The organism is Rhizobium sp. AN6A, assembly GCF_900215635.1.
GTDB lineage: Bacteria > Pseudomonadota > Alphaproteobacteria > Rhizobiales > Rhizobiaceae > Agrobacterium > Agrobacterium tumefaciens.
This window is the reverse complement of sequence record NZ_OCNC01000004.1, coordinates 526,829-545,918: the sequence shown is the minus strand read 5'-3', so window position 1 is coordinate 545,918 and position 19,090 is coordinate 526,829. Positions and strand designations below refer to the sequence as shown.

At 60.1% G+C, this 19,090-nt stretch carries 17 protein-coding genes and 1 pseudogene; 4 read left to right on the top strand and 14 right to left on the bottom strand.

The window, feature by feature from the left end; genetic code table 11:
- Positions 1 to 12 precede the first annotated feature (12 nt).
- The 10 genes from CRO62_RS15270 to CRO62_RS15220 all read right to left on the bottom strand — a co-directional run bounded on the left by CRO62_RS15270 (position 13) and on the right by CRO62_RS15220 (position 12,819).
- Complete coding sequence (locus CRO62_RS15270; protein WP_097100788.1) at positions 13 to 702, bottom strand: Crp/Fnr family transcriptional regulator; 690 nt, start codon at positions 700 to 702, stop codon at positions 13 to 15.
- A 334-nt stretch (positions 703 to 1,036) separates the two neighbouring features.
- The gene (locus CRO62_RS15265; protein ID WP_097100787.1) at positions 1,037 to 4,357 is read right to left on the bottom strand and encodes an efflux RND transporter permease subunit; all 3,321 of its coding nucleotides are present in this window, start codon (positions 4,355 to 4,357) and stop codon (positions 1,037 to 1,039) included.
- 13 nt (positions 4,358 to 4,370) lie between these two features.
- Complete coding sequence (locus tag CRO62_RS15260; RefSeq protein WP_097100786.1) at positions 4,371 to 5,564, bottom strand: efflux RND transporter periplasmic adaptor subunit; 1,194 nt, start codon at positions 5,562 to 5,564, stop codon at positions 4,371 to 4,373.
- A 365-nt stretch (positions 5,565 to 5,929) separates the two neighbouring features.
- The gene (locus tag CRO62_RS15255; protein ID WP_003513879.1) at positions 5,930 to 6,922 is read right to left on the bottom strand and encodes an ABC transporter substrate-binding protein; all 993 of its coding nucleotides are present in this window, start codon (positions 6,920 to 6,922) and stop codon (positions 5,930 to 5,932) included.
- Between the two features lie 21 nt (positions 6,923 to 6,943).
- Complete coding sequence (locus tag CRO62_RS15250) at positions 6,944 to 7,816, bottom strand: ABC transporter permease (RefSeq protein WP_097100785.1); 873 nt, start codon at positions 7,814 to 7,816, stop codon at positions 6,944 to 6,946.
- Complete coding sequence (locus CRO62_RS15245; RefSeq protein WP_038491990.1) at positions 7,813 to 8,688, bottom strand: ABC transporter permease; 876 nt, start codon at positions 8,686 to 8,688, stop codon at positions 7,813 to 7,815. Before CRO62_RS15245 ends, CRO62_RS15250 begins: the two co-directional genes overlap by 4 nt.
- 198 nt (positions 8,689 to 8,886) lie before the next feature.
- Complete coding sequence (locus tag CRO62_RS15235; RefSeq protein ID WP_097100784.1) at positions 8,887 to 9,681, bottom strand: ABC transporter ATP-binding protein; 795 nt, start codon at positions 9,679 to 9,681, stop codon at positions 8,887 to 8,889.
- The gene (locus CRO62_RS15230; protein WP_179784536.1) at positions 9,678 to 10,121 is read right to left on the bottom strand and encodes an NUDIX hydrolase; all 444 of its coding nucleotides are present in this window, start codon (positions 10,119 to 10,121) and stop codon (positions 9,678 to 9,680) included. The genes CRO62_RS15235 and CRO62_RS15230 overlap by 4 nt, the downstream gene beginning before the upstream one ends.
- Positions 10,118 to 11,575, bottom strand: a complete 1,458-nt coding sequence (hydA, locus tag CRO62_RS15225; RefSeq protein WP_097100783.1) for a dihydropyrimidinase — start codon at positions 11,573 to 11,575, stop codon at positions 10,118 to 10,120. Before hydA ends, CRO62_RS15230 begins: the two co-directional genes overlap by 4 nt.
- The gene (locus CRO62_RS15220; protein ID WP_097100782.1) at positions 11,572 to 12,819 is read right to left on the bottom strand and encodes a Zn-dependent hydrolase; all 1,248 of its coding nucleotides are present in this window, start codon (positions 12,817 to 12,819) and stop codon (positions 11,572 to 11,574) included. The genes hydA and CRO62_RS15220 overlap by 4 nt, the downstream gene beginning before the upstream one ends.
- A 262-nt stretch (positions 12,820 to 13,081) precedes the next feature.
- Between CRO62_RS15220 and CRO62_RS15215 the strand changes: the two genes are divergently transcribed.
- The 3 genes and pseudogenes from CRO62_RS15215 to CRO62_RS15205 all read left to right on the top strand — a co-directional run bounded on the left by CRO62_RS15215 (position 13,082) and on the right by CRO62_RS15205 (position 14,569).
- Positions 13,082 to 13,723, top strand: a complete 642-nt coding sequence (locus CRO62_RS15215) for a TetR family transcriptional regulator C-terminal domain-containing protein (protein ID WP_003513869.1) — start codon at positions 13,082 to 13,084, stop codon at positions 13,721 to 13,723.
- A gap of 254 nt (positions 13,724 to 13,977) precedes the next feature.
- A pseudogene (locus CRO62_RS15210) lies at positions 13,978 to 14,301 on the top strand (DUF2325 domain-containing protein); the annotation flags it as partial.
- Positions 14,282 to 14,569 (top strand): hypothetical protein, encoded by a 288-nt coding sequence (locus CRO62_RS15205; protein ID WP_097100780.1) that lies wholly within the window; start codon positions 14,282 to 14,284, stop codon positions 14,567 to 14,569. The pseudogene CRO62_RS15210 and the gene CRO62_RS15205, both read left to right, overlap by 20 nt.
- A gap of 7 nt (positions 14,570 to 14,576) precedes the next feature.
- Here the strand turns inward: CRO62_RS15205 and CRO62_RS15200 are convergent, their stop codons facing one another.
- The 3 genes from CRO62_RS15200 to uppO all read right to left on the bottom strand — a co-directional run bounded on the left by CRO62_RS15200 (position 14,577) and on the right by uppO (position 16,891).
- Positions 14,577 to 14,942, bottom strand: a complete 366-nt coding sequence (locus CRO62_RS15200) for a DUF423 domain-containing protein (protein ID WP_097100779.1) — start codon at positions 14,940 to 14,942, stop codon at positions 14,577 to 14,579.
- Complete coding sequence (locus CRO62_RS15195) at positions 14,939 to 15,340, bottom strand: group II truncated hemoglobin (RefSeq protein ID WP_097100778.1); 402 nt, start codon at positions 15,338 to 15,340, stop codon at positions 14,939 to 14,941. The genes CRO62_RS15200 and CRO62_RS15195 overlap by 4 nt, the downstream gene beginning before the upstream one ends.
- A 135-nt stretch (positions 15,341 to 15,475) precedes the next feature.
- Positions 15,476 to 16,891 (bottom strand): polysaccharide biosynthesis phosphomannomutase UppO, encoded by a 1,416-nt coding sequence (uppO, locus tag CRO62_RS15190; protein ID WP_097103041.1) that lies wholly within the window; start codon positions 16,889 to 16,891, stop codon positions 15,476 to 15,478.
- Between the two features lie 258 nt (positions 16,892 to 17,149).
- On the opposite strand from uppO, the gene uppM reads away from it, so the two are divergent.
- Complete coding sequence (uppM, locus tag CRO62_RS15180) at positions 17,150 to 18,769, top strand: polysaccharide biosynthesis protein UppM (RefSeq protein WP_179784535.1); 1,620 nt, start codon at positions 17,150 to 17,152, stop codon at positions 18,767 to 18,769.
- A gap of 19 nt (positions 18,770 to 18,788) precedes the next feature.
- Here uppM and CRO62_RS27225 read toward each other — a convergent pair whose 3' ends face one another.
- A complete protein-coding gene (locus CRO62_RS27225; protein ID WP_179784534.1) occupies positions 18,789 to 18,998 on the bottom strand; it encodes a hypothetical protein in 210 nt (69 codons plus the stop codon).
- Between the last annotated feature and the right edge of the window lie 92 nt (positions 18,999 to 19,090).

Below are 19,090 nucleotides of genomic sequence, written 5' to 3'. Positions count from 1 at the left end.
CCCGGTACTTCTTCAAATCTGCTTCAGCGCCGCGACATCATTGACCTGCACGATGCGGCCGCGAACGGTGACGCCCGCCTTTTTCAGTGCGGAGAAAGCGCGCGACAGCGCTTCCGGCGCAAGGCCGAGCTTGCCGGCGAGCAGGCTTTTCTGGAACGGCAGACGCAGCGAAAAGGACGTAGCGTCGCGCGGCCCCTGATTGATCAGGTAATGGGCAACGCGTTGCGGCGCGGTTTGCAGCCGGTCGTTGGCAATGCAATCCATGGTGCCGAGCAGGCTGTTGGAGAGGCAGCGCATCACGGCCTTGGCGATTGCCGGTTCCTGATCCACAAGGCTGCGGATTCTTGCCAGCTCGAAACGCGCCACGGTGCAGCTTTCCGCCGCCTGCGCGCTGTAACGATAGCTGTCGCTGCCGAAGATCAGGCATTCGTTGAAGGTGTCGCCCGGACCGCTGACACGCACATCCGCCTCGCGCCCGTGCCTGTCAAGCCGGTAAAGGCGGACATACCCCGACAGCACGCAGTAGAAATGTTGCGCTGCCTCGCCTTCCTTGAAGAGCACATGGCGGGCATTGAGATTGGTGACGGTTGCCGCCTCCATCAGTTTCAACGCCGCCGCTTCATCCGCAATCCCTATCAGGGGCACGCGCAGCAGAATGTTCCTGTCCCTGTTGCTCAGCTTTACGGTCTTGTTCACGTCCATCCGGCTCCCGCTCAAACCTTTTGCCGGGTTGTCCGAAGCGATACGAAACCGGGGATGTTCCTTTTCCCTCACGCCTATCTGAAAAGAGCTCATCGCATTATCCTTCGACCGGCAATTCCCGATGCGAGGGAGATTAGCAGTTCACCTGAAAAGCGAATTGATTTCGATCAAATGGGTTTGGCGTTGGTGTGCGGGGAGTAGGGAAATGTGGAGCAAGTGGGTGCGGCATATCTCTTCTCCCCGGCGTGGAGAAGAAACCAGCCGCAACGCAGTCGCGACCAAGCAAACTCACCACAAAAGGAAACGCCGGGTACTGGACCCGGCGTTTCAACTTTCACTCGGCGGCGAGCGGCGGCAGCCGCAATATATTGCTGCCCTTGTCACCGGATTTTTCACCGGAGCCTTTTTCCATTCCGGCAACGCGCGCTTCCAGCGAGGAGAGCGCCAGGCTGTTTTCGCGGGCGATCTCCGAAAGTTTTTCGTTGGATAGCGACTCTTCCTCCTCTTCCTTCTTGCCGACGAAGCGGCCGAAGAGGTGGGCGAGCAGGCGCGACAGATCATCCATGATCAGGAAGAAGGCGGGGACCACGATCAGGGACAGCACCGTGGAGACGATGATGCCACCGATCACCGCAATCGCCATCGGCGCGCGGAAGGAGCCGCCTTCGCCGACGCCAAGTGCCGAGGGCAACATGCCCGCCGACATGGCGATCGAGGTCATGATGATCGGGCGGGCGCGCTTGCGGCCGGCCTCCACCATGGCATGCACCCGTTCCATGCCGTGCCGGCGCATTTCAATGGCGAAGTCCACCAGCAGGATGGCGTTTTTCGTCACGATACCCATCAGCATCAGAATGCCGATGAGAACGGGCATGGAAAGCGCGTTCTGCGTGATGATGAGCGCCACGGCCACGCCGCCAATGGCGAGCGGCAGTGAGAACAGGATGGTGAAGGGCTGGATGATATCCTTGAACAGAAGGATAAGCACCACCAGCACCAGCAGCAGGCCGAGCAACATGGCGTTGACGAAGCCCTGCTGCATTTCGCCCTGCACCTTGGCATCACCGCTTTCGGCAAGGCGAACGCTTGCCGGCAGTTCGGTTTCCGAAACGATCCGCTTGAACTCCGCCGTCGATGTATCGAGTGCCGTGCCGAACGGTACATCGGAGCCGATGGAGACGACGCGGTTGCGGTCGTTGCGCTTGATCGAGCTTGGACCTTCCGAATAGTCGATATCGGCAACACTGTAGAGCGGCACCAGCGAACCGGATGCGGTCTTGATCTTCAGCGCGCGGATGGTGGCGAGGTCACGGCGGGTATCGATGGATGCCTGCACGCGGATCGGGATCTGCCGGTCGTCCAGCGAGATTTTCGTCAACTGTGCGTCGATGTCACCGATGGTGGCGACACGCACCGTCTGCGAAATCTGCTGCGGCGTGATGCCGAGGCGGGCGATCTCGTCCTTGCGCGGGCGGATCTGCAGTTCAGGACGGGGAAGCGCTCCCTCCGAGCTGACATTGGCAAGGATGGGCGAGGCGCGCAGGCGGCTTTCGAGAATGCCGACAGCGTCGTTCAGATCCTTTTCGTTGGACGAGAGGAAGTTGAAGCTCAGTTCGCGTTCCGCGCGGTCGTTCAGCTTGATGATACGCACATCCGGAATGCTGTGGACCTTGGCGAAGATATCCCGCTCCACATCCCACTGCGGACGGACACGGCCCTTTTCTTCCACCTTCGGAAGATATTGGCCGATAAGCGGAATGGAACCCAGCCCCTTATTGACCACCAGCTTGAGCAGCGAATGGTCGATATGCTGGAGAATGACGTTGACGGTGGCGCGGCGAAGCTCCAGATCGCCCTTGGGCGAGGCGCCGCCGAGGATGAAGACGCTTTCCACACCGTTGATATCGCGGATGGCGTGGAAGATTTCTGTCGTCGTTCGATCTGTCTCGTCCAGCGTCGCATTGGGCGGCAGTTCCACCGAAAGCGTCACGCGCGAGGCGTCGTCCGGCGGCAGGAAGCTGCCCGGCACCTGGCTTAGAAGCATGACGGAAGCAATGAGGAAGCCGATGGCGCCGACCAGCGTCAGGTAACGCGCCCACCATTTGGAGGTGGTGGCGGAAACCATGCGCGTATAGGCTTTCATCAGCCAGCCGTCATTGTCGGCATGGTCGTCCATCGCGTCTTCGGCGCGCATCAGGTAGGCGGCCATCAGGGGCGTGATGAGACGGGCGACCGCCAGCGAGAAGAACACCGAGAACGCGACCGTCAGACCGAACTGGATAAAGTACTGGCCGGGAATGCCGGGCATGAACGACACGGGCACGAAGACGGCGATGATGGTGAAGCTGGTGGCGATGACGGCAAGGCCGATTTCGTCTGCGGCTTCCAGCGATGCGCGATACGGCGTCTTGCCCATCTTGATGTGGCGGGCGATGTTCTCGATTTCCACGATGGCGTCGTCCACGAGAATACCCGTGGCGAGCGTCAATGCGAGGAAGCTGACGAGGTTAAGCGAGAAGCCCATGATGTCCATGATCCAGAATGTCGGGATCGCGGAGAGCGGCAGGGCCACGGCGGCAATCAGGGTAGCGCGCCAGTTCCTGAGGAACAGCAGAACCACGATGACGGCGAGGACCGCGCCTTCGATCAGCGTATCGAGCGCTGCCGTATAGTTGCCATAGGTGAAGTAGACGGCGTCATCGACCATCTGGATCGCGACGTCGGGATGGTCCTTGCGGACCTGATCGAGGCTTTCAGCCACGGTTTTGGCGACCGAAACCTCGCTGGCGCCCTTGGAGCGGAACACCGCAAAGGTAACGGCGGGGTTGCCGTTGAAGCGCGAGAAGGACTTCTGCTCCTCATAGGTGTCCGTGACGGTGCCGAGTTCGGCGAGCTTCACGAAACGGCCATTGGAGAGCGCGATGGTTGTGTTGGCAAGCTGGGTGACGTCGCGGGTGTCGCCGAGCGTGCGGATCGTCTGTTCGTTGCCGCCAACCTGGCCGCGGCCGGAGCCGAGGTCGATATTGGTGCCGCGCAGCTGGCCGTTCACTTCGCTTGCGGTGATGCCGTAGGCGTCGAGCTTTTCGGGGCTGAGCGAAACGCGCACTTCGCGGTCGGCGCCGCCGTAACGGTCGACCTTGCCGATGCCGGACTTGCCCTGCAGCGAACGCTTGATGGTGTCATCCACGAACCAGGACAGTTCTTCCAGCGTCATGTTCGGCGAGGAGACGGCAAAGGTCTGAATTGCCTGGCCTTCCACGTCGATCTTGCTGACAACAGGCACTTCGATATCGGACGGCAGATCGCTGCGGATCTTGTCGATGGCGTCCTTGACGTCCTGAACCGCCTCTTCCGTCGGCTTTTCGATGCGGAAGACAACGGTCGTCAGCGACTGTCCGTCGGTGACGGTCGACTGGATTTCGTCGACGCCGCTGATGGCGGCGACAGCGTCTTCGATCTCCTTCGTCACCTGCATTTCCAGCTCGGACGGCGAAGCGCCGCTCTGGGTCACGGTAACGGCAACGACGGGAACGTCGATATTCGGGAAACGGGTGATCGGCAGGGCGTTGAAGGCCTGAATGCCGAGGAACATCAAAAGCGCGAAGCCGAGAAGCGGCGCAATCGGGTTACGGATTGACCATGCGGAGAAGTTCATTTCATTCCCTCAGTCAGTTGGACGCAGCCGTCTGGGCTTCCACCGGTCTTATCCGGTCACCATCACGCACGAATGCTCCAGCTTTCTCGACAACCTTGTCACCAGCGGCAAGTCCGCTGACAATCTCGATGAAACCGCTGTCTTCAATGCCGGTCTCGATCTTCACCTGCTTGACGATGTCGCCTTCCACCTTGCGGGTGGTTGAGCCTTCACGCCCGGAGGTGACGGCCGAAAGCGGCAGGGCAAGCGCGTTCGTCTCTTTTACGATGATCTCCGCGCTGGCATACATGCCCGACCGCGCCGGGCTGTCCGTCGGCAGCACCACATGCACGGAACCGAGGCGCGTTGCCGGATCGACAGTCGGCGAGACGAGACGCACCTTGCCCTCAATTTTTTGGGCTCCGCCGGCAACCGTCAAGAAAGCTTTCTGGCCGACCTTCACCCGCTGGATGTCGGTCTCGGAAAGATCGGCGACGAGCTCGATCGCGCCGTCCTTGATGATCGTGAAAAGCGGGTTTCCGGCGCCGCTGGCGATGGCGCCGACTTTGGCATTCTTGGCGGAAACGATGCCGGTGACGGGGGTTTTCACACCCGTGCGCGTCAGTTTCAGATTGATGTCGTCGATCTGCGCGTCCACGACCTTGATGTCTGCCTCTCCGGCGGAAACGGTCTGTTTGGCGGCATCAAGACGTGCCTGCGCAACCTGGGCAGCGGCCTCGGTCTTTTCCGTCTCGGAGACGGAACCGGAACCGCTCTGGCCGAGCTTGGCGGCGCGGTCGCGCTGGCGAAGGGCATCGGCCTTGTTGGCCTCAGCCTCCAGAACCTGCGCCTTGGATTGCGCAACGGCGGCCTGCGCCTTGGCCCTGTTGGCCTCAAGCTGGCTTTTTTGCAGGAGAAGACTGTCCGAGGAAAGCACGGCCAGAACCGCATTGGCCTCGACCCTGTCGCCGATATCGACGTTCAGTTCGTCGATCGACAGGCCGTCGACCAGCGGCTGTACATAAATTTCGTCCACGGGCCTGATGGTGCCGGTGGCGATGATGCGGTCCACGAGATCGCGTGTTGCGGCATGCGCGACGATGATGGAAGGCAGGTTCTGCTGTTTGACCGGTTCCGGCACTTCTCCCTCGGCCACGGCCGAAAATGGCAGGGCCGTTGCGGAAAGAAGAAGGAAAACAAAGCGGTTAAACGTGACTTTATGCTGCATGTGTCTTGGCTCGCGCAATATTCGATCGCATGTCCTTCAGCCTGAAGGCGTGTTTTAAAAGGTCATGCGGCAACGAATGTGAAACAAGGGATCACAATACTTCCTTCTCGATCCTCCCGATTCAAACGCCCCTCAACGCGAATCTTAAGCACCTTTGCCTCGTGCTTTTTTACAAGATCAAATTCGGCAGTCTTGTTGGCGGGGACTCTAATTGTTGTTGTTATACAAATCAATCCGCATAGCCTCGAGGGTTGATATACATTTTTGTATATGGCAGAGTGTTGTAATTCATCAAACGGGTCACCAGCACGCAAAAAAACGCGCGGCGATGGCCGCGCGTTTCCATGTTTTCGGCTTCGACGTGACTATTTCAGCGCCGCATCGGTGATTTCGGTGGTGTAGGCGCCTGTCGGCTCCTTGGTGATGACGGGATCGGAACCGCCGCCGAGCAGCGTCTTGACGGTGCGCTCGTAGTCCGCCTTGTCCAGCGCGCCCTTCGAGCCGGCGGTCAGCTTGGCGACTTCGCCCATCATGCGCTTCTGGTGCTTTTCGGTCTGGGCGCCGGAGGCGTCATTTTCAAGAACGATACCTGCTGCATCGTCAGGGTGTTCTTCCGCCCACTTCCAGCCCTTCATGGAAGCGCGGACAAATTTGACCATGTCTTGCTTGAACTTGGCGTCCTTCAGCTTGTCTTCGAGAACATAGAGCCCGTCCTCCAGCGTTGCGACGCCTTCGTCCTCATATTTGAAGGTGACGAGTTCCTCCGGCTTGATGCCGGCATCAATGACCTGCCAGTATTCATTATAGGTCATGGTGGAAATGCAGGCGGCCTGCTTTTGCAGCAGCGGATCGACGTTGAAACCCTGCTTGAGGACGGTGACGCCATCCGCGCCGCCGGTGGTCGGGATTTTCAGGTGCGCCATCCACGACAGGAACGGATATTCGTTGCCGAAGAACCAGACGCCGAGCGTCTTGCCCTTGAAATCTTCCGGCTTGGTAATGCCGGTTTCCTTGAGGCAGGTCAGCATCATGCCTGATGTTTTGAACGGCTGGGCGATGTTGACGAGCGGCACGCCCTTTTCGCGGGTGGCGAGTGCCGATGGCATCCAGTCGACGATCACATCCGCGCCACCGCCGGCCAGAACCTGCGCAGGCGCAATATCCGGTCCGCCCGGCTTGATATCGACATCGAGGCCTTCGGCTTCATAAAAGCCCTTGTCCTTGGCGACGTAATAACCGGCGAACTGCGCCTGGGTGACCCATTTCAGCTGCAGGGTGATCTTGTCGGCCGCCTGAGCCTCAAATGCGCTCAGAAGTGACGCGCCGGCAAGAAGCATGGAGGCAAGTTTCATTTTCATCGCTGTTCCCTTTTTCGTTATTTACGTTCGTCCCCCACGGACGGACGGATGCCAGAAGGTGACGGCGCGCTCGATGAGCGCCACCAGACCGTAAAATCCTGAGCCTGCGAGCGCCGCTACAGCGATTTCTGCCCAGACCATATCGACATTGCTGCGGCCCATTTCCGCCGAGATGCGGAAACCCATGCCGACGATGGGCGTGCCGAAGAATTCCGCGACGATGGCGCCGATCAGCGCCAGTGTGGAATTGATCTTCAGCGCGTTGAAGATGAAGGGCCAGGCGGCGGGCAGGCGCAGTTTCAGCAACGTCTGCCCCCAGCCTGCGGCATAGGTGCGCATCAGGTCGCGTTCCATGTGGCTGGAGGCGGCAAGCCCTTGAACCGTGTTCACCAGCATCGGGAAAAACGTCATGATGACGACGACAGCCACTTTCGACTGCCAGTCGAAGCCGAACCACATGACCATGATCGGCGCGATGCCGACCACAGGCAAAGCGGAGACGAAATTGCCGATGGGCAGCAGCCCGCGCTGGAGGAAGGGCGAACGATCGATGAGGATGGCGACGATGAAACCGAGGCCGCAGCCGAGCACATAACCTGTCAGCACCGATTTGAGGAAGGTCTGGCGGAAATCCGCCCAGAGGATCGGTAGCGAGCCGAGAAGGCGGGCGAGGATGGCGCTCGGGGCAGGCAGCAGGATGGGCGGGACGGAGAAGCCGCGCACCACACCTTCCCATAGCGCGAGAATGGCCAGCCCGAAGAGAAGCGGCACGGCCATGCGGCTCATTCGCTTTGCCGCCTGTGATGCGAAGGTGTGGCGCACCAGCCATTCATTGGAGGCCCAGGCGGCAAGCCACAACAGGATCGCGCCAATAAACCAGACGGGATTTGTCATGGCCGCGCTCCCATTCTCTTGAGGACGGCTGCGTGGGCGATGCCGATGATCGAGACCAGAATGGCGGCCACACCGGCGGCCATGAACAGCGCTGCCCATATCTGCACCGTCTGGCCGTAATAGGAGCCGGAGAGCAGACGCGCACCGAGGCCAGCGACAGCGCCCGTCGGCAATTCGCCGACGATGGCCCCCACCAGCGCAATCGCGATGGCGATCTTCAGCGAGGTGAAGAGATAGGGCAGGGCAGACGGCCAGCGCAGCTTCCAGAAGATTTGTGCGGGCGAGGCATTATAGGTGTGCATCAGGTCGAGCTGGATGGTTTCGGGGCTTCTGAGGCCCTTCACCATGCCGACGACAATCGGGAAGAACGAGAGATAGGTGGAAATCAGCGCCTTCGGCAACAGCCCGGAAATGCCGATGGAATTCAGAACGACGATGATCATCGGCGCGACGGCAAGGATGGGGATTGTCTGGCTGGCGATGATCCACGGCATGACCGAGCGGTCCATGGCGCGGTTGTGGATGATGGCGACGGCAAGCAGGATGCCGAGCACCGCGCCGATGGCGAAACCGAGGAGCGTGGCCGAAAGCGTGACGCCTGCGTGATAAACGAGGCTGCGCTTGGAGGTGATCGCCTTGTTGACGGTGGTGTCCCACAGTTCCGCGATGATCTGGTGCGGGGCGGGGAGAACCGGGCGCTCCTGTGCGAAGGTCTGCGGCAGAAGCTCCATGAAGCTCGGCGTCTGGCCGGCGCGGTTTGCCTGATCGCGGACGAAGGGCATGTTGAGGTAGATGACAGAAAGGTGCCAGACGATGAGGATGGCGAGGAGGACGGTGAGGATGGGGAGGACGCGGTGGCGGAGGAGGGTCATTGCGGCGCCCTCGGTAGTTGGGGGTTACCCCCCTCTGTCCTGCCGGACATCTCCCCCACAAGGGGGGAGATCGATATGAGGTGATGTTTCGCCCATCTCGAAGCCTGAGATTGAAGCGATGCTAGCACGTCTTGCCGATCTCCCTCCTTGTGGGGGAGATGCCCGGCAGGGCAGACGGGGGTAATGCTGGCGCTGACCTCACCCCTCATAGCTATGCCCCGCCTTCAACCCCTCACGCACGCGATGCGCAATCGCCAGAAATTCCGGCGTCTCCCTGATCTCAAGCGGCCTTTCCCTTGGCAGCGTGGATTCGATGATATCCGTCACCCGGCCGGGCCGTGGCGACATCACGACGATCTTGGTCGAGAGATAAACGGCTTCCGGGATGGAGTGGGTGACGAAGCAGATGGTCTTGCCGGTCGTATCCCACAGTTTCAGCAGTTGCTCGTTCAGATGGTCGCGGACGATCTCGTCCAGTGCGCCGAAGGGTTCGTCCATCAACAGCAGGTCGGCATCGAAGGCCAGCGCGCGGGCGATGGAGGCGCGCTGCTGCATGCCGCCGGAAAGCTGCCATGGGTATTTCTTGCTGAAACCGCTGAGATTGACGAGATCGAGCGTGCGGTTGATGCGCTCTCTCTGTTCCGCCTTCGTATAGCCCATGATTTCGAGCGGCAGCGCAATGTTCTTTTCGATGGTCCGCCAGGGATAGAGTGCGGCGGCCTGAAAGACATAGCCGTAGGACCGGTCCTTGCGGGCGTTTTCCGGCGTGGTGCCATTGACGGTGATATCGCCGGATGTGTGCTTTTCGAGATCGGCGATCACCCGCAGGAACGTGGTTTTACCGCAGCCGGAAGGGCCGATGAAGGAGACGAACTCGCCCTTGCCCACTTCCAGATCGACATTGGAAAGCGCGTGCACCGGGCCATCGCCGGTTTCGAAGGTGAGGCCGAGATTTCTGGCGGAAACGACGGAATAGGACGAGGCTTGGTTCATCGTGGCTTGTTTCCACTTTCCGTCAGGGCTGCGCGTGCCAGCGGCAGCATACGTGTTTCCGTGAGTTTGGCGATCGGCAGATTGGAGGCGGCATCCAGATCGAGCCAGCGCACCTCCTCTATCTCCGCCCGCGGGGCAACGTCGGTATTCAGTTGGGCGACGAAGGCATGGGCCACGACCTCCACCCCTGTCTCATTGGCGGCCTCCTCCCGAAAGATGCCCTCATATCGCGCGGCATTTTCAGGAAGCGTGAGGCCGATTTCCTCGGCAAGTTCACGGTGAAGCGCCTGCTCCGGCGTTTCACCCGGATCGATCTTGCCGCCCGGCTGCATGAATTGCGTGGTGCCGCGCTTGCGCACGACAAGCATTTGCCGCCGCGCATTCAGGAGAACGGCGGCAGCGATGACGATTTCGCGTTTCGGATCGGTGCTCAAGGTCATACACCCGATGCCGGAATGCCGCTGCGTTCCACCTTGCGTGGCGCGACGAGCTCTTTCCATGTGGACAGCGCCTTGCTGACGGCGGGATAGGGATCACGGGCGACGAACGTGCCGTGACCTTCCTGCGTCTTGACCGTGCTTTCCTCGATGCTGACGATGCCGCGCGACAGGGTGAAGCGCGGTAGGCCCTTGACCTTCTGTCCTTCGAACACGTTGTAATCGATGGCCGATTGCTGGTTTGCCGCGCGGATGGTCTTTTCCCGCGCCGGATCCCAGACGACGATATCGGCATCGCTGCCGACGAGGATCGCGCCCTTTTTCGGATAGATGTTGAGGATTTTCGCAATGTTGGTGGAGGTGACGGCGACGAATTCGTTCATCGTCAGCCGCCCCGTCGCCACGCCATGTGTCCAGAGCAGCGGCATGCGATCTTCAAGCCCGCCGGTGCCATTGGGGATCTTGCGGAAATCACCGATGCCGAAGCGTTTCTGGTCGGTGGTGAAGGCGCAATGGTCGGTTGCCACGCATTGCAGCGAGCCGGAGGCGAGACCCGCCCAGAGGCTGTCCTGATGCTGGCGGTTGCGGAAGGGTGGCGACATGACCCGGCGGGCAGCATGGTCCCAGTCGGCATTGGTATATTCGCTCTCGTCTAGGATCAGGTGCTGGACAAGCGGTTCGCCATAAACGCGCATGCCGTTCTGACGCGCACGGCGGATGGCTTCATGTGCCTGCTCGCAGGATGTATGAACGACATAAAGCGGCGCACCGGCCATATCGGCGATGATGATGGCGCGGTTGGTGGCCTCACCTTCGACGGAGGGCGGCCGGGAATAGGCATGCGCTTCCGGCCCGACATTGCCTTCCGCCATCAGCTTTTCCTGCATCTGCGCGACGATATCGCCGTTTTCCGCATGCACGAAGGGAATGGCGCCAAGCTCGGCGCAGCGCGAGAAGGAGGCGAACATCTCGTCGTCATTCACCATCAACGCGCCCTTGTAGGCCATGAAGTGCTTGAACGAATTGATGCCCTTTTCCTGAACCACAGTCTTCATCTCGTTGAAGACCTGCTCGCCCCACCAGGTAACGGCCATGTGGAAGGAATAATCGCAGTTGGCGCGCGTTGCCTTGTTGTCCCATCTTTGCAGGGCATCGAGCAGCGACTGGCCGGGATCGGGCAGACAAAAATCCACCACCATGGTCGTGCCGCCGGCAAGGGCGGCACGCGTGCCACTCTCGAAATCATCGGCGGAATAGGTACCCATGAAGGGCATTTCCAGGTGCACATGCGGATCGATGCCGCCAGGCATGACGTAACATCCCGTGGCATCGAGCACTGTGCCGCCGGTCAGATCGGGTCCGATCTCGGTGATCTTGCCGCCTTCGATTTTAACATCGGCCTTGTAGGTCAGGTCGGCGGTGACGATGGTGCCGTTCTTGATGATGGTGGCGGTCATTGCACGATCTCCGCAGTTTCCAGCACGGCATGCAGCAGTACGTCGCAGCCCGCGGCGGCCCATTCGGAGGAGATGTCTTCGGCTTCGTTGTGGGAAAGACCGTCCACGCAGGGGCAGAAGATCATGGTGGAGGGTGCGACCCTTGCCGTCCAGCAGGCATCATGGCCGGCGCCGGAGATGATGTCCATATGGCTGTAGCCGAGTTTTTCGGCAGCAGCGCGCACGCGGCCCACCAGCACCGGATCGAAGGCGACGGGATCGAAATGGCCGATGGCCTCGATTGAGCAGCCGACGCCGAGTTCTTCGGCGATAACGGGCACCTCGCGTTCGAAGATGGCGCGCATGTTGTCGAGTTTCGCCTGCGAGGGGGTTCTGAGGTCGATGGTGAAAACCACCTTGCCGGGCAGGACATTGCGGGAATTGGGAGTGAAGATCATCTGGCCGACGCCGGCGACGGCGCCCGGCTGGTGGGCCATCGCCACTTCCTGCACCTTTTCAAGGATGCGGGCGGCGGCGAGGCCGGCATTGACGCGCATGGCCATCGGCGTCGAGCCGGTATGCGCTTCCTTGCCTGTCAGCGTCACTTCCAGCCACCACAGGCCCTGACCATGGGTAACGACGCCGATCTGCTTGTCTTCCGCCTCGAGGATCGGCCCCTGTTCGATATGATATTCGAAATAGGCGTGCATCTTGCGGGCGCCCACCTCTTCCTCACCCAGCCAGCCGATGCGCTTCAGCTCGTCGCCATAGGTCTTGCCGTCGGTATCGGTGCGGCTATAGGCGTAATCGAGATCGTGAATGCCGGCGAAGACGCCGGAAGCCAGCATGGCCGGGGCAAAGCGCGCCCCTTCCTCGTTGGACCAGTTGGTGACGACAACAGGGTGTTTCGTTTTTATGTTGAGATCGTTCAGGCTTCGCACGACTTCCAGTCCAGCCAGCACACCGAGAACGCCATCGAACTTGCCGCCGGTCGGCTGGGTGTCGAGATGGCTGCCGATATAGACCGGTAGTGCGTCAGGGTCCTCGCCGGGGCGGGTGGCGAACATGGTGCCCATCTTGTCGACGCCCATCGTCAGGCCGGCCGCGTCGCACCAGCTCTTGAACAGGCTGCGGCCTTCAGCATCTTCATCCGTCAGCGTGCGGCGATTATTGCCGCCGGCAATGCCGGGGCCGATTTTCGCCATGTCCATCAGACTGTCCCACAGACGGTCGCCATTGACCGTCAAGTTCTTACCCGCTGCCATGAAGTGTTGTCCTCACCTGTTTTGTTTTTATCGAAGCAAAGCTTGTGCCGTTCCCGTTTTTGCCGGTTAAGATAACAGCCATTGCCTTGTGATGGCGATGGTGGATAAATTGACCGGCTGGTAAACATTGCAAATTCGCCATGACGTCAGCAAGGGATTTTCGTGACGAATCGCACTAATTTTGCCTAAACTGTACGCGGCGATTATTTTTTAAGCATACTGTAGCGGCAATTGCACCGAAAAGAAACACAGAGAGCAGAGTATGGCCATACCGCGCGCAGCGAAAACACAGAAGCGGACCCGCATCCAGGAAGAAAAGCAGGAAGCGATTCTTGAGGCCGCGCTGAGTGTGTTTTCCACCAACGGCTTTCGCGGTTCCACCATCGACCAGATTGCCGAGGCGGCCGGCATGTCGAAACCGAACGTGCTTTATTATTTCCGCACCAAGGAGGCGATGCATCGCGCGTTGATCGAGCGGGTGCTGGATACCTGGCTGGATCCGCTCAGGGCTTTCGATGCCGAGGGCAATCCTGAGAGCGAAATCCGCTCCTATATTCGCCGCAAGCTGGAAATGTCGCGCGATTTTCCGCGCGAGAGCCGCCTGTTTGCCAATGAAATCCTGCAGGGCGCGCCACATATCGAGGATGAGCTGAAGGGTCCGCTGAAGCAACTGGTGGATGAAAAGGCGGAGGTGATCCGCGTCTGGATCAAGGCCGGGCGGATGGCGAAATGCGATCCCTATCACCTGATTTTCTCTATCTGGTCGACCACGCAGCACTATGCGGATTTCGACGTGCAGGTGCGGGCCGTGCTGGGCGACAAGAACGGTGGCGAAGGCCGGTTTGAGGATGCAGCCCGGCACCTGGAGCAGCTTTTCATGGGCGGATTGAAGATCAACAACTGATTTGGTGAGGTTCTCGCGAATATGTGATCGATTCTTTATGTCAAAACATGAGGAAAATTATCACCTTTATACTTTACTCCAAAACTCATCTTTATTATGGTGCCGGCATCCCGAACGTCGGGGCATGAAAAAATCAACCGGCAGGTGAGGGAATGGCACGCAAGGAAAAGAAGAAAGCCGAACGCGGCGGCAAGCAGGGCAAGGGCGCGCCTCAACCTGAAAAGGATGTGGCCGAACAGCAGCTTTCCGGTCCGAAGAGCTTTCTTTATGTTGGCGGTCGTGACTGTCAGGTTGCCCATCTTCGCCAGATCGCCAGCAATTTCGGCGCCGAGCTTATCCATCACGATGGCGGATTGCGTGAGGCGGTCTCGCGTATCGACACGGTTCTTCCCTCCGTCGACTGCGTTTTCTGCCCGATCGACTGTATCAGCCACGATGCGTGTCTGCGGGTGAAGTCCGGTTGCAAGAAATTCGGCAAGACGTTCATTCCGCTGCGCAATGGCAGCAAATCCAGTCTGGAGCGGGCGCTGCAGACGATGAATGAACGGACCTCGAACGATGAGCGACGAGCGCAATAATTTCAAGGATGCAGAGCAGGCGGTGGCTGAGGCCTGCCGCGTGGAGCTGCACAAGATGGCCGAACAGGGCGCCGATCCGGCCCTGACGGAGATGTATGAAGTCGTCGGCGAACGCGAGCGGCGCAACCGCGCCGCAGCTGACGGCGGCAATGTGCTGGCTTTTCCCTATCTGCGCACCCGCCAGCCGGGCGAAAAGCCGTTGTTCGAGATAGGTGAGGCGGCTCAACGTGGCCGCAACATCCTGTCGTTTCGCTGGAAACGACGTTGATGCCGATTCAGCCCCTCGGCTTCAAAAATGCACCGGCGCAGAGCACCAGCCATCCCGCGATCATGCCGAGGCCACCCAAGGGGGCCGCGTAGGGAAACAGGCTGTGACCGGAAAAATGTCTGGTGACGAGATCACCAACAAAAACCGCCGTGCCGAAGCCAAGAATCAGCCCTGCCGGAATGGCGGTTCTGATGCGGTCCGCGCCGATATGCAGTGCCACGAGCACCGGCGCATGGGCGAGCGCCATGGCCGAGGCGTTCCCCAGCATATAGGTTTCGCCGGTATGGGTGGCGGCGGCGGCAAGCATGACGCCGGCGGCACCCAAAAGGCCGCCCAGCAGCAAAATGAAGGCGCGCAATCTTTCCGTCGTCATGGGTTATTCGCTTCCTGATTTTGCATGTGAAAGGCCAGCCGCTCCACCGGTCCCCAGATGATGTCCCTGAGCTTTGGGTTGTCGATGGTCTCATCCATTGCGCGGCGAAAGCAGAGCAGCCATTCGTCCCGCTCGGCGGGTCCGATAGGGGCCACGAAATGGCGCCTGCGCAACATCGGGTGGCCGTGTTTTTCGACATAGACCGGCGGTCCGCCAAGATATCCGGTCAGATAATCGTAGAACTTGCTTTCGCTGCCGGAAAGATCGGCTGGATGGATGGCGCGGCAATGCGCCGCCTCTGGCAGGGTGTCCATCAATTCGTAGAAGCGCCGGGTCAGTGCTCTGACTGTGGCATCGCCACCTATCGCTTCATAAAGGGTAATGGTCTCGCCGCTCACATCCCGCCTCCTTGAACCCTGCGGCCCTTATCGCTTTCCGGAGCGGGAAGAGCAACAGGCAAAGACGGGATGCGACATTTGCGACACTGGGACATTCATGGTGGCCGTCCGCTTCAAGCGTTCAGCGCCATCCACTCATCCAAAGTTGCGGATGAGATCGAGGCCCTTGCTGAGCAGCGTTTCGGCTTCGTCCTGATTGGCGGCCTCGACGTAGCAGCGCATTTCCGGAGCATTGCCGGAAGGGCGGAAATGGATGGTGCTGCCGTCCGTCAGGGCCACGCGCAGGCCGTCAATGTCGCTCAGCGCCTTGACCGTGCCGACGGGGGCGAGGAAGGTTTCGAGGTTGTCCCGCGAGGCGCGCAGATGCGTCATCAGGGCAGCACTTTTTTCCTGCGCAAAGTTTTCCAGACGATCCGCAGCCGCGACCGGCAGGTTATAGGCAGCGGCAATCTGCGATAGCGGCTTTTTCTGCTCGGCGGAGAGAAGCAATACGGCGAGGATGGGCAGGAAGCTGTCCCGCGTCGGCAGGGGCGATAGCGGTTTGCCGTTCAATGTGAAGGTGGAGGCCGTCAGAAGGCCGCCATTGGCCTCGAAGCCCATGACGCCATTGTTTCCTTCGGCAAGGGCCTGTGCCATGCCGGCGATCACGAAAGGCGAACCGACCCTGGTGCGGATGACCTTGAACGAACCGCTCGCCTCAATGCCGGAATTGGAGGTGACGGGGGTGACGACCACGCCGGCATCGAGAAAATTCGCCGTGATCAATCCGATCAGGTCGCCGCGCAGCGGCACGCCGTTTTCATCGGCAAGCAGGGGCCGGTCGCCGTCACCATCGGCGGAAACGATGGCATCGAGGCCGTGTTCCGGCGCCCATTTTTTGAGAAGCTCCAGCGTTTCCGGGGAGACCGCCTCGGTATCGACCGGAATGAAGGTCTCGGAACGGCCGAGCGACACGACTTCGGCGCCATAGTGGGCGAGAACATTGACGAAGAGATCGCGCGCCACCGTGCTGTGCTGGTAAACGCCGATCTTCAGGCCCGACAGCGCCTTTTCCGGCAGGAGTGCGGCGTTGCGTTCATAAAAGAGTTCGGCTGCAATTGCGGAATGGTCGTCCGCCGTTGCGGCCTCTTCGTTAATCCCTTCAGCCTCGACTTCGGCTGCGAGTGCGGCGATCGCCGTTTCGTCCTGTTTGTCGATTTCGCCGTCCGGGCGGTAGAATTTGATGCCGTTGCGGTCGGCCGGAATATGCGAACCGGTTATCATCAGCGCGCCGGCCTTGCGGGAAAGTCCGTAAAGCGCCAGTGCCGGTGTCGGCACCGTGCCGCAATCGAGCGGTGTGAGGCCGGCCTTTTTCAGCGCGGCGATACAGGTTGCGGAAACATCCGGGCTCGAATCGCGGAAATCGCGGGCGACGAGAATGGGGTCGCCCGCCTTTGCCTGACCCGATGTGAGAAGGTGCCTTGCAAATGCCGTTGCGTAGACGGCCGAGGACTTTCCTTTCAGATCGACAGACAGGCCGCGAAGGCCGCTCGTTCCAAATTTCAGGCTCATGCCAAACTCCGTTTCGATAAAATCTTTGAGGTTCAAATGGATAATACAAAAATATAACGCCAGAAAGAACCGTATCGATCCATTCAAGTCAATCGTCTCTTTCATGGACGCGGCGAATAGGTGATGATGGCGGGGATGATGCGGGTAACCTAAAATTCACCCGTTATATCTAGACTTGCCGGTTAATAGTGGTTCTGGCGACGATGAAAACCATCGGTTGCAGGCCTTTTTTGTGGTTCGTTCAAGTTGGATTGGCTGATGTACAGGCTTCAAAAGGCGGGACATAAGCAGGCACGTCCGCTGGATGAAAAAGCGGCGCCCGCCGCCAGACCCCACGGTTCCCTGCTGGACGATCTGGTGGATGAGGATGAGGTTTTCGAGCGCACGGTGCTGAAAGAGCATCTTGAGCCGAAGCCGGCGGCTGCCATTGCCGAACCCACTCCGGCTGAAAAGCCCACAAGGCCGGCCTCGCCAAGCAACAGTCTCGCGGCCACGCTGCCGGGCCTGAAATATATCGACCGGATCGGTGTGGACGAGGTACTCGGCTGGCTGCGTGCCGGGATCGTCTGGATTGTGCTTGCGATCATTCTCTGCGTCGCCGCCGCACTCGCCTATGCCTATATGACGCCGCCGCGTTACACCGCCTATACGGATATCGTCGTCAACCCCTCCAACCTAAATGTCGTCAGTGACGGGGTGTTTTCGCCCAACCAGCAGCGCGACACCCAGATTCTCGAAGTGGAGAGCAAGCTGCGCACCGTCACGTCGCGCAACGTGCTGGCGCGGGTGGTGGACGAGCTGAAACTGGATGAGGACCCGGAATTCATATCCCCACCGCCTCTTGCGCGGCTGAAAGCATTTTTTTCACCGAAGCCGGAAGATGGTGACAACAAGGTCGGCGCGCTTCGTTCGCTGGGCGAACGGGTTGCGGCGGAACGTGATCCGCGTTCCTTCGTGGTGACGCTTGCTGTCTGGACCAATGATCCGGACAAATCCGTGACAGTCTCGAAGGCGATGGTGAAGGCTTTCGAAAGCGAGTTGTTCCAGACGACCTCCGACAGCAGCCTGCGTATCGTCGATGATCTCAAGAAGCGGCTTGAGGAAATGCGCCAGAACGTGACGATTGCCGAAAAGCGCGTCGCCGATTTCCGACGCGAAAATGGCCTGCAGGAGAATAACGGCCAGCTGGTCAGCAATCTGGCGTCCGGCGAGCTGAATGCGCAGGTTCTTGCCGCGCAGCAGCGCGTCATTCAGGAGGAGTCGCGCCTCAAGCAGATGCAGGCGGCGATTGCCCAGAACCGCACCCAGAGCGACGCGATCTTCGACAGCCAGACCATGAACACCATCCGTGCGCAATACAGCACCTTGCAGCAGCAGATCGGGGCGATGACGCTGACCTATGGTGCCCGCCATCCGCGTCTGGCGACGGCGGGGGCGGAACGCGACATGCTGGAACGCGGCATTGCGGATGAGGCGCAGCGGATTCTGCTGGCGGCCAAGACCAATGTCGCCGAGGCCCGCTCCTCGCTTGATGCCCTGCGGTTGAAGGCGGTTGCGGAACGCGCCAACGTCTTCACCGACAATGAGGCGCAGGTGCGACTGCGTGATCTGGAGCGAGACGCCAACTCGGCCGCGGCGATCTATGAGACCTATCTCAATCGCTCACGCCAGATCGCCGAGCAGCAGACAATCGATTCCACCAATGTGCGGGTGATTTCGCAGCCGGTGGCGCCCAATTCCAGAAGCTGGCCGCCCGGCAAGCTTATCTTCCTGATTGCCGGTGGCGTGGGCGGTCTGTTCCTTGGTCTCGGAATTGCCATCGCACTTGGGCTTTTGGGTTTTCTGCGCCGGACAGATCACGCGGAACGCTACGCCTGAGGGCTGCGACCGCGCGCGCTTATTCCTCGGACATCAGGCCGTCATAGACCTCGAGCAGGGCGGCGGCGATGGCAGCACCCAGCGCATTACCCGCATCGCGAATGCCGGTCTCGTCGCCGTCACGGACCGAAACGGCAAGATCGGACGCCTCGTTGGCGACGATTTCCTTTGCCCGTCCGATGGCCCAAAGGCCGAAATCGCCGCGGTTGTCGATCGATATGGTTTCCATGGCCGGGACCTTTTCTATGGTGTGGTTTCGTCGTCCCTTAACCCATCAGCCGCAAAACCGGAATAGGGGGAGGAGAGGTTGGGGTGGTCACT

Excerpts from the sequence above, each read along its gene's own strand:
- CRO62_RS15270 (WP_097100788.1), bottom strand. The coding sequence starts at position 702 with ATGGACGTGAACAAGACCGTAAAGCTGAGCAACAGGGACAGGAACATT.
- CRO62_RS15265 (WP_097100787.1), bottom strand. The coding sequence starts at position 4,357 with ATGAACTTCTCCGCATGGTCAATCCGTAACCCGATTGCGCCGCTTCTC.
- CRO62_RS15260 (WP_097100786.1), bottom strand. The coding sequence starts at position 5,564 with ATGCAGCATAAAGTCACGTTTAACCGCTTTGTTTTCCTTCTTCTTTCC.
- CRO62_RS15255 (WP_003513879.1), bottom strand. The coding sequence starts at position 6,922 with ATGAAAATGAAACTTGCCTCCATGCTTCTTGCCGGCGCGTCACTTCTG.
- CRO62_RS15250 (WP_097100785.1), bottom strand. The coding sequence starts at position 7,816 with ATGACAAATCCCGTCTGGTTTATTGGCGCGATCCTGTTGTGGCTTGCC.
- CRO62_RS15245 (WP_038491990.1), bottom strand. The coding sequence starts at position 8,688 with ATGACCCTCCTCCGCCACCGCGTCCTCCCCATCCTCACCGTCCTCCTC.
- CRO62_RS15235 (WP_097100784.1), bottom strand. The coding sequence starts at position 9,681 with ATGAACCAAGCCTCGTCCTATTCCGTCGTTTCCGCCAGAAATCTCGGC.
- CRO62_RS15230 (WP_179784536.1), bottom strand. The coding sequence starts at position 10,121 with ATGACCTTGAGCACCGATCCGAAACGCGAAATCGTCATCGCTGCCGCC.
- hydA (WP_097100783.1), bottom strand. The coding sequence starts at position 11,575 with ATGACCGCCACCATCATCAAGAACGGCACCATCGTCACCGCCGACCTG.
- CRO62_RS15220 (WP_097100782.1), bottom strand. The coding sequence starts at position 12,819 with ATGGCAGCGGGTAAGAACTTGACGGTCAATGGCGACCGTCTGTGGGAC.
- CRO62_RS15215 (WP_003513869.1), top strand. The coding sequence starts at position 13,082 with ATGGCCATACCGCGCGCAGCGAAAACACAGAAGCGGACCCGCATCCAG.
- CRO62_RS15205 (WP_097100780.1), top strand. The coding sequence starts at position 14,282 with ATGAGCGACGAGCGCAATAATTTCAAGGATGCAGAGCAGGCGGTGGCT.
- CRO62_RS15200 (WP_097100779.1), bottom strand. The coding sequence starts at position 14,942 with ATGACGACGGAAAGATTGCGCGCCTTCATTTTGCTGCTGGGCGGCCTT.
- uppO (WP_097103041.1), bottom strand. The coding sequence starts at position 16,891 with ATGAGCCTGAAATTTGGAACGAGCGGCCTTCGCGGCCTGTCTGTCGAT.
- uppM (WP_179784535.1), top strand. The coding sequence starts at position 17,150 with ATGTACAGGCTTCAAAAGGCGGGACATAAGCAGGCACGTCCGCTGGAT.
- CRO62_RS27225 (WP_179784534.1), bottom strand. The coding sequence starts at position 18,998 with ATGGAAACCATATCGATCGACAACCGCGGCGATTTCGGCCTTTGGGCC.